General features: G+C 66.3%; 14 protein-coding genes and 1 tRNA gene. 9 read left to right on the top strand and 6 right to left on the bottom strand.

All coding sequences use genetic code 11. From position 1 onward, the window contains the following. The first annotated feature begins 13 nt into the window (after positions 1 to 13). The 3 genes from ACZ1I2_RS00805 to ACZ1I2_RS00815 all read left to right on the top strand — a co-directional run bounded on the left by ACZ1I2_RS00805 (position 14) and on the right by ACZ1I2_RS00815 (position 3738). On the top strand, positions 14 to 904 hold the full coding sequence (locus tag ACZ1I2_RS00805; protein WP_465175451.1) for an amidohydrolase family protein: 891 nt from the start codon (positions 14 to 16) through the stop codon (positions 902 to 904). A gap of 177 nt (positions 905 to 1081) precedes the next feature. Continuing rightward, on the top strand, positions 1082 to 2140 hold the full coding sequence (gene rhaT / locus ACZ1I2_RS00810) for an L-rhamnose/proton symporter RhaT (RefSeq protein ID WP_465175450.1): 1059 nt from the start codon (positions 1082 to 1084) through the stop codon (positions 2138 to 2140). Continuing rightward, a complete protein-coding gene (locus ACZ1I2_RS00815; protein WP_465175449.1) occupies positions 2137 to 3738 on the top strand; it encodes a glycoside hydrolase family 43 protein in 1602 nt (533 codons plus the stop codon). Before rhaT ends, ACZ1I2_RS00815 begins: the two co-directional genes overlap by 4 nt. A 54-nt stretch (positions 3739 to 3792) precedes the next feature. Here the strand turns inward: ACZ1I2_RS00815 and ACZ1I2_RS00820 are convergent, their stop codons facing one another. The 3 genes from ACZ1I2_RS00820 to ACZ1I2_RS00830 all read right to left on the bottom strand — a co-directional run bounded on the left by ACZ1I2_RS00820 (position 3793) and on the right by ACZ1I2_RS00830 (position 4897). Further along, positions 3793 to 4269 carry a nuclear transport factor 2 family protein gene (locus tag ACZ1I2_RS00820; RefSeq protein WP_465175448.1) on the bottom strand — a complete coding sequence of 159 codons (477 nt, stop codon included), beginning with the start codon at positions 4267 to 4269 and terminating at the stop codon, positions 3793 to 3795. Positions 4270 to 4289: 20 nt separating this feature from the next. Continuing rightward, on the bottom strand, positions 4290 to 4697 hold the full coding sequence (locus ACZ1I2_RS00825; RefSeq protein WP_465175447.1) for a YbaN family protein: 408 nt from the start codon (positions 4695 to 4697) through the stop codon (positions 4290 to 4292). Between the two features lie 125 nt (positions 4698 to 4822). Further along, a tRNA-Thr gene (locus ACZ1I2_RS00830) sits at positions 4823 to 4897 on the bottom strand. A gap of 98 nt (positions 4898 to 4995) precedes the next feature. Here ACZ1I2_RS00830 and ACZ1I2_RS00835 point away from each other — a divergent pair. Continuing rightward, the gene (locus ACZ1I2_RS00835; RefSeq protein ID WP_465175446.1) at positions 4996 to 5124 is read left to right on the top strand and encodes a hypothetical protein; all 129 of its coding nucleotides are present in this window, start codon (positions 4996 to 4998) and stop codon (positions 5122 to 5124) included. On the opposite strand, the gene ACZ1I2_RS00840 is transcribed toward ACZ1I2_RS00835, so the two are convergent. After that, positions 5114 to 6910 (bottom strand): aminopeptidase P family protein, encoded by a 1797-nt coding sequence (locus ACZ1I2_RS00840; protein WP_465175445.1) that lies wholly within the window; start codon positions 6908 to 6910, stop codon positions 5114 to 5116. The two genes, ACZ1I2_RS00835 and ACZ1I2_RS00840, sit on opposite strands and share 11 nt — an antisense overlap. Positions 6911 to 7015: 105 nt before the next feature. On the opposite strand from ACZ1I2_RS00840, the gene ACZ1I2_RS00845 reads away from it, so the two are divergent. Then, a complete protein-coding gene (locus ACZ1I2_RS00845; protein ID WP_465175444.1) occupies positions 7016 to 9079 on the top strand; it encodes a S9 family peptidase in 2064 nt (687 codons plus the stop codon). Continuing rightward, a complete protein-coding gene (locus ACZ1I2_RS00850; protein WP_465171474.1) occupies positions 9079 to 9468 on the top strand; it encodes an acyl-CoA thioesterase in 390 nt (129 codons plus the stop codon). The genes ACZ1I2_RS00845 and ACZ1I2_RS00850 overlap by 1 nt, the downstream gene beginning before the upstream one ends. A 134-nt stretch (positions 9469 to 9602) precedes the next feature. On the opposite strand, the gene ppc is transcribed toward ACZ1I2_RS00850, so the two are convergent. After that, on the bottom strand, positions 9603 to 12278 hold the full coding sequence (gene ppc, locus ACZ1I2_RS00855; protein ID WP_465171473.1) for a phosphoenolpyruvate carboxylase: 2676 nt from the start codon (positions 12276 to 12278) through the stop codon (positions 9603 to 9605). 195 nt (positions 12279 to 12473) lie between these two features. Continuing rightward, on the bottom strand, positions 12474 to 13040 hold the full coding sequence (locus ACZ1I2_RS00860) for an HNH endonuclease (RefSeq protein ID WP_465171472.1): 567 nt from the start codon (positions 13038 to 13040) through the stop codon (positions 12474 to 12476). A 94-nt stretch (positions 13041 to 13134) separates the two neighbouring features. Between ACZ1I2_RS00860 and gluQRS the strand changes: the two genes are divergently transcribed. From gluQRS to ACZ1I2_RS00875, 3 genes are read left to right on the top strand one after another with little or no spacing between them, the layout of a single operon-like run. Continuing rightward, positions 13135 to 14037, top strand: coding sequence for a tRNA glutamyl-Q(34) synthetase GluQRS (gene gluQRS, locus ACZ1I2_RS00865; protein ID WP_465171471.1), 903 nt, complete (start codon positions 13135 to 13137; stop codon positions 14035 to 14037). Positions 14038 to 14046: 9 nt separating this feature from the next. After that, the gene (locus ACZ1I2_RS00870) at positions 14047 to 14277 is read left to right on the top strand and encodes a twin transmembrane helix small protein (RefSeq protein WP_465171470.1); all 231 of its coding nucleotides are present in this window, start codon (positions 14047 to 14049) and stop codon (positions 14275 to 14277) included. Positions 14278 to 14296: 19 nt separating this feature from the next. Next, positions 14297 to 14881 carry a cob(I)yrinic acid a,c-diamide adenosyltransferase gene (locus ACZ1I2_RS00875; RefSeq protein ID WP_465175443.1) on the top strand — a complete coding sequence of 195 codons (585 nt, stop codon included), beginning with the start codon at positions 14297 to 14299 and terminating at the stop codon, positions 14879 to 14881. Positions 14882 to 14913: the final 32 nt, after the last annotated feature.

Here is a 14913-nt window from a genome sequence, read left to right on the forward strand (position 1 = left end):
GGAGAGGAATAAAGTGCGCGACCTGCCGTTCATCGACCCGCATGTGCATCTCTGGGACCTGTCCCGGGATCGCTATGCATGGCTGTCGCCGCCCTTCGCGGACAGCGGGCCCAACGGAAATACGCAAGGTATCGCGCGCAACCAGCTGCTCGACGATTATCTGGCCGAGGCCGCAAACTGGAATGTCGTCGGGATGGTGCATCTCGATGCCGGTGCCGCCAATCCGCTCGCCGAGACCGACTGGCTGCAGGACATGGCGGATAAACGCGGCATGCCCAACGGTATCGTCGCCAACGCCGCGCTGGACGATCCGGGCGTCGAAGCGCTGCTGGCCGACCATGCCCGCCGGCGCAATATGCGCGGCATCCGGCATATCGTGAACTGGCACAGCGACCCGGACCGGACCTATACCGCGCGGGACGTGACCGGCGACGAGGCCTGGGCTCGGGGCTTTGCACTATTGTCGAAGTACGGGTTGTCGTTCGACCTCCAGGCCTATCCGGACCAGTTCGCCGGCCTTGCCCGGCTGATCGAGCGGCATCCCGACACGCCGGTGATCGTCAACCACACCGGCATGGGTGTCGATGGCGATGAGAGCTGGCGCGCGGCGATGAAGACGGTCGCGGCGCTGCCGCAGGTGTCGATCAAGATTTCCGGCCTCGGCTTCGTCTATCGGCCCTTCACCGCGGGCGCGGTGCGGGACCGGGTGCGCGAGGCGATCGACATCTTCGGGACCGACCGGGCGATGATCGCGAGCAATTTCCCGACTGACCGGCTGTTCGCCGATTTCGACACGACCCTGGGTGCGCTCGCGGATGCGGTCGCGGATTTCAGCGAGGACGAGCAGCGCGCGCTGTTCGCGCGCAATGCCAACCGGATTTATCGGCTTGGGCTGGATGTTTAGCACCGCCACCACTCCTTCCCCGGCGAAGGCCGGGGTCCAGTTGAGGGACGTTGGTGGCGACGTGCGCCGTCCGTTCCCTTGTGCCTCCCCACTGGACCCCGGCCTTCGCCGGGGAAGGAAGAAGGCTGGAACGACGGCGATTTATGGATCGGCCAGCCAGGCCACCGGGAGAACCACATGAACGCGAACCCGCTCCTCGGCGTCCTGTTCCACTGGCTGGGCGGGCTCTCCTCAGCCAGCTTCTACGTGCCCTATCGCGCGGTGAAGCGCTGGTCGTGGGAAATCTACTGGCTGACCGGCGGCATCTTTTCCTGGCTGCTCGCGCCGTGGTTCTTCGCGAGCATCCAGACCAACGACCTGCTGGGCGTGCTCGGCGCCGCGCCGACCCCGGTGATCGTCTGGCCGATCATCTTCGGGATGCTCTGGGGGTTCGGCGGCCTGACCTATGGTCTCACCATGCGGTATCTCGGCCTGTCGCTCGGCATGGCGGTAGTGCTGGGCCTGTGTACCGTGTTCGGCACCCTGATCCCGCCGCTGTTCCAGGGCGATTTCGCCGCCAAACTGCTCGATACGCCGAGCGGCAACATCGTCCTGCTCGGCCTCGCCATCACCATGGCCGGCATCATCGTCGTCGCCATGGCCGGCGCGCGCAAGGATGCCGCGCTCTCTCCCGAGCAAAAGGCCGCCGCGGTCGCCGAGTTCGATTTCCGCAAGGGCATCGCGGTCGCGGTCTTTTCCGGCATCATGTCCTCCTGCTTCGCCTTCGGCCTCGCCGCGGGCGAGCCGATCAAGGCGCTGTCGGCCGCAGCCGGTACCGGGCCGCTCTGGACCGGCCTGCCGATCCTGTGCCTCGTCATGTTCGGTGGGCTCATCACCAACGCGATCTGGTGCGCCTGGCTGATCGTGAAGAACCGCAGCGCGAACCAATGGGTCGGCGGCGGCGAAGCGGTCGGCGCGCCGCTGCTGGTCAATTTCCTGCTCTGCGCGGTCGCGGGCACGGCCTGGTATTTCCAGTTCTTCTTCTACACCATGGGCGAGAGCCAGATGGGGCGCTTCGGCTTCTCGTCCTGGACCTTGCACATGGCGTCGATCATCATCTTCGGCACGCTCTGGGGCTTTGCGTTTCGCGAATGGAAGGATGCCGCGCCGCGCATTCGGGCGACCGTATGGGGTGGCGTCGGGCTGCTGGTGCTGGCGACGATCGTCATCGGATATGGCAACAGCCTCGCGCTATGAGGCGCCTGCTCTCCTTCGCGGCCGCCGGGCTGCTATCGTCGCTGGCGGGAGCGGCCGCCCCGCGGGCGACCTACACCAACCCGATCCTGTTCGCCGATTATTCGGATCCGGACATGATCCGGGTCGGCCGCGACTATTATCTGATTGCCTCGAGCTTCCATTTCTCGCCGGGCATTCCGATCCTGAAGTCGCGCGATCTCGTCCACTGGACGATCATCGGCCATGTCCTGCCGAAACTGCCCTTCGCACCCGACTATGACATGCCCGGTCCGCACACGCTGACCGACAAGATCTCCAAGCCGGCCGGCGGCACGCGCTATGGCGGTGGCGTCTGGGCGCCCTCGATCCGGCATCATGCCGGCAAATTCTACGTCTATTGGGCGACGATCGACGAGGGCGTGTTCATGGCGACCGCGACGCGCGCGGAAGGGCCGTGGAGCACGCCGGTCAAGGTGATCGACCAGAAGATGCTGGAGGATCCCTGCCCCTTCTGGGACGATGACGGCCAGGCGTGGCTGGTCCATTCGCGCCATGGCGCCGGACCGCTGATCCTTCACCGGATGAGCGCCGACGGCACGCGCGTGCTCGATGCTGGACAGGTGATCGTCGAGGACAAGGTGAACCTGCCGATCCTCGAAGGCCCCAAATTCTACAAACGAAACGGCTATTACTACATCTTCGCGCCGTTCGGCGGGGTGGAGAAAGGGGCTCAGGTCGCACTGCGATCACGCAATATCCGCGGGCCCTATGAACAGCGCGTCGTGCTCGAACAGGGCTCGACCAGACTCGAAGGGCCGCATCAGGGCGGCTGGGTAGAGACGCCGTCGGGCCAAGGCTGGTTCGCCCATTTCAACTCGACCGGCGCGTTCGGGCGCATCGTGCATCTCGAGCCCGTGACTTGGGTCGACGACTGGCCGGTGATGGGCGATCCGATCCCCGGCAAGACCAGCGGCCAGCCAGTCGCGACTCATGCCATGCCCGACACCGGCAGCCCGCCGACCCGCGACCGGCTGCAGGATTCGGACGAATTCGCGGGCGCCAGGCTCGGCCCGCAATGGGAGTGGAACCACAACCCCGACAACAGCGCCTGGAGCCTCACCAAACGCGCTGGCTATCTCCGCCTTGGTGCAGGCCCCGCCGAGCATCTCGTCACGGCGCGCAATACGCTGACCCAGATCCTGCAAGGCCCGAGCCGCATCACCACAGGGATCGACATCACGGGCATGAAGGACGGCCAGCGCGCCGGCCTCGCGCTGTTCGGCGTCCGCCCGAGCTGGATCGGCGTGGTGCGCGACAAAAGCGCGGCGCACGTCACACTCGCCATCGAAGGCGACGAGGTGCCGGGTCCGGCCATCGCAGCAAACGCGATCGAACTGCGCGCCGAGATCGGGATCGAACAGACGGTCCACTACAGCTACAGCCTTGACGGCAAGGCTTTCACTTCGATGGGGGGCGCCATTCCGCTCGCGCGTTTCTCCTGGTGGAAGGGATCGCGCCCGGCGCTGTTCAGCTTCAGCCGGGCCGCGCCGGGAAGCGCGCGCGGCTGGATCGATGCCGACTGGTTCCGGGTCGAGCGGTTGCCCGTAACAGCCCAATAGAGACGCGATCGGAGCCAGATGTCGCCCATCGCTGCCCGGTCCTCTTCCCAATCCTCAGCCGGTGCCGCGCCCCGGATGGCCGTAATAGACCTTGTTCGCGATCCGCCATTCGCCATCGACCTTTAGCAGCACGAAATAGTCAGTGAAGACCATCGCGCCGTGATCGAGCGTCGCCCTGGCCATGGCGGCGTTACCCGATATGTCGATGATATCGATGGTGCGTGTCCGTGCCGCTTCATCGCTCGCCGGACTTCCCTTGAACAGCGCGCAATAGGCGTCGAGCGCCCAGGAGGTGAAGGCGCCGTTCCGGATTCCCTCGATATGCGCGGTCGGCAGGAAGGCCTTGCGGAAATGCGCCGGGTCCCCGGTCGCGTGACCCTGAAAATAGGAACCGATCGCCTGGCTGATCCCGGTGCGCGCGGCCTCGTCCTGCTGGGCGGCCTGACCGGCCTCAGCCGGCGTGGCGACCGCCGCGGGCGTCGACGCGATAAGTCCCCATGCGAGCAATGCGGAAAAGAGACGAGGGGTCATCACAGGTCCTCCCTTGTTGATCACGAAGACTGGCGCGCCGTCGGGCGCGACAGGATCCAGGCCGCGCAGAGCAGAAGCGCGATCGAGACCAGCCCGAGCACGACCAGTCCGGGATGGACGCCGACCACGAACAGCGCGAGTCCGACGGCCATGCCGACACATGCCGCGATCTTGCCCCGCCGGGGAATCGCCCGCTCCGCGCGCCAGGCACGCAGCCCCGGGCCGAACCGGGGATGATCGAGCAGTTTAGCCTCGAGCCGCGGCGACGAACGGGCGAAACAGCCCGCCGCCAGGATCAGGAAGATGGTGGTCGGCATCAACGGCAGGAGCGCGCCGACGATACCGAGCGCGACGAACAGGAATCCGAGCAGCAGCCAGCCGACACGCAGCGCGCCAAAGGTCCGGTGCGATGGTTCCTGTTCGTTCAAAATGCCTGTCCGCCAGCTATTTCCGCCACGCTAAGCGGCTTGCGATTCATTCGCAACAACGGGTGCGATGGATCTCGTCGGGGGGTCCCTTGAGGGGCGTTCAACAGGTCATGCCAAAGGGAAAATGGTGCTGCCGGTGAGGATTGAACTCACGACCTCAGCCTTACCAAGGATGCGCTCTACCACTGAGCTACGGCAGCATTTCCGGTCCGGGAGCCTTCACGGCCATCGGCGGAGCGCGCCTAAGAGACGAGGGCGGCGGGATTGTCAAGGCGAAGCGGGCACAGGATAAGGCGATATGGCCGACAAGGACGAGAAAGCGGTGCGCCTGGCCGCCGCGTTGCGCGAGAATCTGCGGAAGCGGAAGACCCAGGCACGGGCGAGCGATTCGCCGCCCGCGCCGCGCGAGGACGAGCCTAGCCGATAGGGGCGCATTTCGCCTGGAGCCATGCCAGCTCGTCGCCCGTCATCTCAGGCCCCAGAATCTGCAGCACTTTCGCGTGATAGGCGTCCAGCCAGTCGCGCTCGGCCACCGTCAGCAGGCCGGGCACGATCAGCGCGCGCTCGATCGGGCAGAAGGTCAGCGTCTCGAAACCCAGCATCGGCTCGTCGCCGCCCGGGATGAGCCGCTCCTCGACCAGGATGAGATTCTCGATGCGGATGCCGTATTCGCCGGCCTTGTAGTAACCGGGCTCGTTCGAGATGATCATGCCGGCGCGCAAGGGTTCGGACGGACCGCCGCCCGGATAATTGGGCTTGGCGATGCGCTGTGGCCCTTCATGCACCGCCAGATAGGCGCCGACGCCGTGGCCGGTGCCATGCGCGAAATCGAGTCCCGCTTCCCAGAGCGGCCGGCGCGCGAACGAATCGAGCTGGCCGCCATTGGTGCCCGGCGGGAAGACCGCGGTGGCGAGCCCGATATGCCCCTTGAGCACCCGGGTGAAGCGATCGCGCATCTCCGCGCTCGGCGTGCCGATCGGCAGGACGCGTGTCACATCGGTGGTGCCGTCGGCATATTGGCCGCCCGAATCGACCAGATAGAGCTGGCCCGGTTCGAGCGGCGCGTTCGAGTCGGGCGTCGAATGATAATGCGGGCTCGCCCCATGCGCGCCCGTCGCCGAGATGGTGTCGAACGAGGTATCGCGCAGCACGCCGGTTGCCTCGCGGAATGTCTGAAGCTTCGCCACGCAGGACAGTTCGGTCTGCCCGCCCTTGGGCGCTTCCTCCTCGACCCATTTCAGGAAGCGCGCCAGGGCCGCGCCGTCGCGCGCAGAAGCCGCGCGGTGCCCGGCGATCTCGACCGGGTTCTTCATTGCCTTGGCCAGCACCACCGGATCGCGCAGCGGCAACACGGTCGCGCCGCCGGCCTCCAGCCGCGAGAAGATCGCCGACACCGCGCGCTCCGGATCGGCGGCGACGCGTTTGCCGGCATATCCTCCAAGCGCCTCGGCGAACTCGGATCGATCCCGCACCCGCACCGCATTGCCGAGATGCTGCAGCACTGCGTCACCCACCTTTTCCGGCGCGATGAACAGGTCGGCGGTGCCGTCCGCATCGACGATCGCATAGGCCAGCGCGACCGGCGTATGCGCGACGTCCTGCCCGCGCACGTTCAGGGTCCAGGCGATCGAATCGAGCGCCGAGAGCACTACGGCGTCCGCCTTGCGCTCGGCCAGCCAGTCGGCGATTGCCGCGCGCTTCTCGGCCGAGGATTTGCCGGCGCGGTCATCGTCCTGCACCGCGAGCTTCGCATCGGACGGCTGCGGCCGGTCGGGCCACACCGCGTCGACCGGATTGGTGTCGACCGCGACCAGCTCCGCCCCGCGCTCGGCCAGCGCCTTGCGCGCTTCCTCGACCCAGCCGCGCGTGTGCAGCCACGGATCATAACCCACGCGCGCACCGGCCGCGGCATGCGCGCCGAGCCACATCGCGATGCTCGTCGCGGGCACCGAGACATAGTCCCAGTGCCGGCCATCGACCTGCTCGCGCACCTGCAAGGTGTAGCGCCCGTCCGTAAAGATCGCCGCTTCCTCGGGCAGCACCACCGCGCTCCCGGCCGATCCCTGGAAACCAGTCAGCCAGGCGAGCCGCTGCGCATAGGCGCCGACATATTCGCTCATATGCTCGTCGGTCAGCGGCACGACGAACCCGTCGAGCCGATCGCGCTTCAGCTGGTCGCGAAGGGCGGCAAGGCGATCCTGGTAGCTGGACATTGCAGTCTCCGTTCGCCCTGAGCTTGTCGAAGGGCTGTTCTTCCTCTTTAGACGGTTAGAAGAAAGGGCAGGGCTTCGACAAGCTCAGCCCGAACGGAGTTTGACTTGACCGATACGCCCACACCCCCCGTCGCCGAGACCCGTCCGCACAGCGTCACCACGCACGGCATCACGATCGAAGACCCCTATGCCTGGATCAAGGACCCCGGCTATCCCGAGGTCACCGACAAGCAGGTGCTTGCCTATCTCGAGGCGGAGAATGCCTATTTCGAAGCGGTGATGGCGCCGCACAAGCCACTGACCGACCGGCTCTATGAAGAGATGAAGGGCCGCATCAAGGAAGACGATTCCTCGGTCCCGCAGAAGGACGGCGACTGGCTCTACTGGACCGCGTTCGAGACGGGTGGCCAGTATCGCAAATGGTGGCGCAAGCCCGTGGCGGGCGGGCCCGACGAGCTGATCCTCGACGAGCCGGCCCTGGCCGAGGGCAAGGAATATTTCCGTCTCGGCGCCTTTTCGGTCAGCAATGACGCCAGGCTGCTCGCTTATGCGATCGACGATAATGGCTCGGAGCGGTTCGAGGTCCGGGTCAAGGACCTGACCACCGGCGAGCATCTGCCCGACGTCATCCCCGGCATGCTCTCCGAAATCGTCTGGACCGCTGACGACAGCGGCTTCCTCTACGGCCTCGCCAATGAGCAATGGCGCACCGACAATGCCCGGCTGCACAAGCTCGGCACGCCCATCGCCGACGATATCGAGCTGTTCAAGGAAGCGGACGAGGGTTTCCGCGTCGGCGTCAGCGAAACCAGCTCGCGCAAATACATCGTCATCGCCAGCGGCGACCATGTGACGAGCGAAGTCTATCTGCTTCCCGCCGACAATGTCCTCGCCACGCCAATCTGCGTCTCGCCGCGCAAGGCCGGCCGCGAATATGATGTCGACGAGCATGACGGCACGCTGTTCATCCACACCAATGACTTGGATCCGAACTTCCGCCTGTGCACCGCATCGATCGACAATCCAGGCGAATGGTCCGAGCTGATCGGCCCGTCGGCGCATTTCTACATGACCGGCGTCGACTGTTTCCGCGACTTCTTCATCGTCGACGGGCGCGAGGACGGTCTCGATCAGATCGAGATACACCGCTACGATTCGTCGATCGCCCCGCAGCGCATCGTTTTCCCCGAGGCGAGCTATGACGCCGGCCTCGGCAACAACCCCGAATATGCGATGGACGTGCTGCGCGTCGGCTATGAATCCATGGTCACGCCCGGCACCGAATATGATTACGACGTCGCGACCGGCATCCTGACTACGCTCAAGGTGCAGGAAATCCCCTCGGGCTACGACGCCGACAAATATCGCACCGAACGGCTGAAGATCACCGCGCGCGACGGCACCGAGGTGCCGGTGTCGATCGTCTATCCGAAGGATTTCCCGAAGGACGGCTCGGCCCCGCTCTTCCTCTACGCATACGGCGCCTATGGCTATGCCATCCCGCCGGGTTTCTCGACCGGGCGGCTGAGCCTGCTCGATCGCGGCTTTGCCTATGCCATCGCGCATATCCGTGGCGGCGACGATCTCGGCCAGCAATGGTATCTCGACGGCAAGCTGGAGAAGCGCGAGAACAGCTTCAACGATTTCGTCGACGTGGCGAAGGGCCTGATCGCCGGCGGCTGGACCAGCGCGGGCAGGATCGCCATCGCCGGCCGCTCGGCCGGCGGCGAGCTGATGGGCGCGGTGGTCAACAGCGATCCCGAGCTATGGGGGGCGGTGATCGCGGACGTGCCGTTCGTCGACGTGCTCAACACGATGCTCGACGAGTCACTGCCGCTGACGCCGGGCGAATGGCCCGAATGGGGCAACCCGATCGAGGACAAGGCAGCGTTCGAGCTGATCCGTTCCTATTCGCCCTATGACCAGGTAGCCGCCCATGCCTATCCGCCGATGTTCATCTCGGGCGGCCTCAACGATCCGCGCGTGACCTATTGGGAGCCGGCCAAATGGGCGGCGAAGCTCCGCGCGACCAAGACCGACGACAATCTGCTGCTGCTCAAGACCAATATGGGCGCCGGCCATGGCGGCAAATCGGGCCGGTTCGAGAGTCTGCGTGAAGCGGCCGAGGAGCATGCCTTCGTGCTGTGGCAGATGGGGGTCGAGGGATAATGGTCTTCACCCTCGCCAGGACCGCGACCGAGGCCGACATCGACGAGCTCGGCCACGTCAACAATGCGGTATGGGTGAAGTGGATCCAGGACATCGCGGTCGCGCATTGGGCAGCGATCGCGACCGCCGAACAGCAGGATAGCCTTATCTGGGTCGTGACCCGGCACGAGATCGATTACCGCGGCAATGTCGGTCCGGGCGAGACGGTGACGGGCGAAACCTGGGTGCCCGAACCGCCCCGGGGCGCCCGCTTCGACCGCCATGTGCGGTTCACCGGCGCCGACGGCAAGGTGAAGGTGGAGGCGGTATCGACCTGGGCGCTGCTCGACCGGGCGACGGGGCGCTTGCTCAGGGTGCGGCCGGAGCTGGCGGCGCCGTTTCTTTCTTGATCCTCCCCGGAACGGGGAGGGGGACCGCCCGCTTCTTCAGCGGGTGGTGGAGGGGGTTCTCCACAAGCGCACCGTCTGCGGAAGCCCCCCTCCACCAGCTTCGCTGGTCCCCCTCCCCGTTCCAGGGAGGATTGTCAGCCCGAATTCCGCAGCGCCGTCGCGATCGCGTTGATCGACAGGAGAATCCCCTCGGCGATCCGCGCGTCCGTCTCGCCCGCGCGGTGGCGTTTCATTAGCTCGATCTGCAACAGGTTCAGCGGCTCGATATAGGGCAGCCGCAGCCGGATCGACGCATCGAGCGCCGGATGCTTCTCCAGCAGGCGCGACTGACCCGTCACTTCCAGCAGTCCGTCATGCGTCTGCCGCCAACCGCTGCGGATCGCCCCGAACACCGAATCCGCCAGCGCCCGGTCCTCGACCAGCGCGGCATAGCGCTCGGCAATGTCCATGTCGGACTTGGCGATCACCTGCTCCATATTGTCGAGCGTCGCGGCGAAGAACGGCCAGCCCTGCGCCATCTCCGCCAGCAACCCCTTGTCTTCGAACCCGGCGATCGCCTGGCCGACGCCGTACCAGCCCGGCAGCATCACCCGCGCCTGCGCCCAGCTGAACACCCAGGGGATGGCGCGCAGATCCTCGATCCGGTCAGACTTGGTCCGGCTCGCCGGGCGCGATCCGATCTTCAGGCCGGAGATTTCGGCGATCGGGGTCATCTGGCGGAAGAAGGTGCGGAAGCCCTCCGTGCCATAGACCAGATCGCGATACGCCCTGAACGCGTTCCCCGACAGCGCATCCATCGCCGCGCCGAACCGCGCGGCTTCCACCGGTGACAGCGCATCGGGCTCCAGGCTGGCGAGCAAGGTGGCGGAGGCCATCGCCTCCAGATTGGTCATCGCGCTCTCGCGCGTGCCATATTTGCCGGCGATCACTTCGCCTTGCTCGGTGATGCGGATGCGCCCCTGCACCGTGCCGGTCGGCTGGGCGCGGATCGCCGCAAAGGCCGATCCGCCACCGCGCCCCACCGCGCCGCCGCGGCCATGGAACAGCTGCATGCCCACCCTGGCTTTGTCGAACACGGGCTTCAGCGCGGTCGATGCCTTGGACAGCGACCAGGTCGAGGTGATGTACCCCCCGTCCTTGTTCGAATCCGAATAGCCGATCATCACTTCCTGGAAACCGCGCGCCCGGGTGATCGCACCGGCCTCGGGCAAAGCGAACCACTCCGTCATGATGCCCGGCGCCGCCTCCAGATCGCCGATCGTCTCGAACAACGGCACCGCCATGATCGCGGCGGTGGGGACCTTGCCGGGCCGGTACAGGCCGAATTCCTTCAGCATCACATTGACTTCGAGCAGGTCCGAGACGGACTGCGCCATCGAGACGATATGCTGGGTGATGCAGCTCGGCCCATATTTCGCATGCGCGTCGGCCGCGGCGCGAATGATCGCCAGTTCGGAATTGGTCTCGTCCGAATAGGGTTCGAACGGGCTCGACAAAGGCCGTGCGTTGGACAGTTCGTGGCGCAGCAGCGAGACGCGCTCGGACTCGCCGAGAGCGAGATAGTCGGATTCGACCCCCGAGACCTTGAGCAACTCCGCCACGACTCGCTCCAGCACGGCACTGTTCTGGCGCAGATCGAGCGTGGCGAGGTGGAAACCGAAGGTCTCGACCGCGCGGATCAGCCGCCCCAGTGCCCCGCCCGAGGCAAGCGCCCCGCCGCCGCCCTTGCGCAGCGCCCGGGCGATGGTGACCAGATCGGCGCGGAAGGCCTGGGGATCGGGATAAGGCTCGCCGTGCAATGCCCCCGGCCGCGGCGCGGGCTTGCCGGTCAGCGCCAGATGCGTCGCCGCGAGCCGCGCGTAGATGCCCGACAGCGCCCGGCGATAGGGCTCGTCCTCGCGGCTGGGGGCGCTGTCGCCGCTCACCGCGGCCAGCGCCTGCACGCCGTCATCGGCCTCGGTGATGCCGGTCGAGATCGACAGCTCGGCACCGAGCGCGTTCACGGCGTCGAGATAATGGCCGAGCACGGCCTCGCACGCCTTGGCCAGCGCGATCTCGAGCGAGTCGGCGGTGACGAAGGGATTGCCGTCGCGATCCCCGCCGATCCAGCTCCCGGGCCGCAGGAAACTCGGCGCGCGTTCGCCAAGCGCCCGGTCCCAGCGCTGATAGAGCGCCGGCAGCGCGGGCAGGAACACGTCGCGCAGATAGCTCAGCGCCGTTTCCACCTCGTCCGCCACGAACAGCCGCTCCTTGCGCAGCACGCGCGTCTGCCACAGCAAGGCGATCTGGCGCAGGATCGCTTCGTCCACCGCATCGCCCTCGGGCGTCTCGGCGAGGCCGGCATCCTTGAGCGTCATCAGCTCGGAGATGCGGTTGCGATGGTCGATCATGCTCTTGCGCCGTACCTCGGTCGGGTGGGCGGTCAGCACCGGGGCGATCAGCGCATGGTCGAGCAGCGCCATCACCGCGTCGTGATCGATCCCCTCGTCCGCCAGCCGCTTCAGCGCGGATTCGACATCCGCCCCCTTTTCCGCGGCGACGCCCTGCCGGTCCTCGGCGAGATTGGCGAGCATCGAAAACAGCATGAAGCCGCGCACGAAATCGAGCGTCTCGTCCAGGCTCAGCCGGTCGAGCCCGAGATCGACCGCATCCTTGCCCGCCACCCCGCGATGCCGGTCGACCGAGGCCGCGCGGATATATTCGGTGCGCCGGAATAGCGTCTCCCCGCCATAGGCGCGGATCACGTCGCCGAGCAGCTTGCCCAGGAAGCGGATGTCGGGATTGTTCGCGATGGAGGGGAGATCGGCCATGAGCGGATGCTGCATTGCGGTAGAGCCGGGGTCAACCAGAGACGAAGCCAGGGGCCCAAAACATCGGCCCATCCTCCGTCACCCCGGACTTGTTCCGGGGTCCATCGTGCAACCAACACCGTCAGCGCGGGAGGAGAAATGGATGCCGGAACAAGTCCGGCATGACGCTTGTGCCAAATGAAAGCGGAACCGACCTCAGGCCTCCAGCTCGACGTCCCAATAGAGCCAGTCGTGCCAGGTATCGTGCAGATAGTTGGGCGGGAAGCGCCGGCCATGTTCCTGCAGATGCCAGCTGGTCGGCCGGATCGCGCCGATGTGCAGCGGCATGCCTGCCTGTTTCGGCGTGCGCCCGCCCTTTTTCAGATTGCACGGCGCGCAGGCGGTGACGACATTCTCCCAGGTCGTCCGCCCGCCCTGGGCGCGCGGCACGACATGGTCGAAGGTCAGGTCGTTGCCCGCCCCGCAATATTGGCATTCGAACTTGTCGCGCAGGAACAGGTTGAACCGGGTGAAGGCCGGAAAGGCGCTCGGCCGGACATAGGATTTCAGCGCGATGACCGAGGGCAGCTTGATCTTGTGGTTCGGGCTGCGCACCTCGCGCTCATATTCCGCGACGATGTCGACCCGGTCGAGGAACACTGCCTTGATTGCGGTCTGCCACGGCCATACGCTGAGCGGATAATAGCTGAGCGGCGTGTAATCGGCGTTCAACACAAGCGCAGGGCAACTGTCCGGATGACGGATCAGATCGGGATGGTACACGCGAACGACCCCCTTTGCTTCCTGGCGCGGCCATTGCCGACTAGGATGACGCCGTGATGACAGCACAGCCCGCGACTCGCGGTCAAGAGCCGGTTTGAGCGAAATCGTCGCCCGATTCGCGCCCAGCCCTACGGGGCTGTTGCACATCGGCCACGCCTGGTCGGCAATCCTCTCGCACGACCGCGCGAAAGGGGCAGGTGGGCGCTTTCTGCTGCGCATCGAGGATATCGACGGCACCCGCAGCCGGCCCGACTATATCGACGCGATCGAGCGCGATCTTGCCTGGCTCGGGCTCGATTGGGACGGGCCGGTGTTGCTCCAGTCGGGACGGCTCGGTGTCTATGCCGCGGCGCTCGACCGGCTGAAGGCATTGGGGCTGCTCTATCCCTGTTTCTGCACCCGTGCCGAGATCGCCGCGAGCCTGTCCGCCCCGCACGGCGACGCCGGGTCGCTCTATCCCGGCACCTGCCGCCATCTTGCGGAGGATGTGCGCGCGCGGCGGCAGGCGGACGAGCAGCATGCATGGCGGCTGGACATGGCGCGCGCGCTCGACCTGCTCTCCCCGGCGGCGGAGGAAATGCCCGACCAGTTCCGTCACGACGGTCGGTTGGTCTGGCATGACGAGCTCATCGGCGACATGGTCGCGACGCCGGAAATCCATGGCGACGTGATCCTCGCGCGCAAGGACGCGCCGGCCAGCTATCACCTCGCCGTTACCGTCGACGACGCGGCGCAGGGCATCACCCATGTGGTGCGCGGCCGCGACCTGTTCGCTGCCACGCATGTCCACCGGCTGCTCCAAGCGCTGCTCGGCCTGCCGGTGCCCGTCTATCGCCACCACGCCCTGCTCGCCGACGATCGTGGCGAACGGCTGGCCAAGCGCAACAAGGCGCCGACGCTCGAGGCGATGCGGGCGGCGGGGGTGGATGGGCGAGCGCTCGCCGACGACCTGCGCGCCGGGCACCTGCCCATTGGCTTTCGGGTGTCGGAAGCCTAGATAAAGCCGATGAGCACCTTCCTTTTCATCCTGCTGATCGCGGCGATGCTCGCGACCCTCGCCATGCTGGTCCGCGGCCTTGCGGTCTTCCTGCTCAATGCCAGTAATGAAGTGAAGGGTGATGGTGGCCCATCCAAGGCCGCGCTCCAGTCGAACAAGGCGATGCAATATCGCATCTTCTTCCAGGCGATCGCCATCGTGATCGTCGTGCTGATCCTGTTCCTCGCCGGCAAGACCTGACCGTCCGGTCGACCGGCCCATGGTCAAGCTCAACAAGATCTACACCCGCACCGGCGATAACGGCACCACTGGCCTGGTCGATGGATCGCGCGTCGCCAAGAACGATCCGCGCATGGCCGCGATCGGCGATGTCGACGAAACCAACAGCGCGATCGGCGTGGCGATCTCCGCGCTCGGGCTGGGCCGGTACGCGACCGCGCTGACCCGCATCCAGAACGACCTGTTCGATCTCGGCGCCGATCTCGCCACCCCAGGCGAGGATTTCGCGCCGTCCGACATGAGCTTGCGCATCGTCGCGGCGCAGGTCGCGCGGCTGGAGGAGGAGATCGACGCGATGAACGCCGATCTCGCCCCGCTGACCAGCTTCATCCTGCCCGCCGGCACCGCGGGCGCCGCCGCGCTTCACCTCGCCCGCGCCATCGCGCGGCGCGCCGAGCGTACCGCCGTTGCCGCTGGGCAGATTGTCCCTTTGAATCCGCTCGCGCTTTCCTATCTCAATCGCCTGTCTGACTATCTGTTCGTCGCTGCGAGGCGCGTGAACAAAGACGCGGGTGGCGACGTTCTGTGGATTCCGGGTGCGTCCCGCGATCCGAAGGAGCCATAGCCTGGCTTGACTTTGGCCGATGCGTTCTGGAA

Source organism: Sphingomonas sp. BL-S-29 (assembly GCF_055521495.1).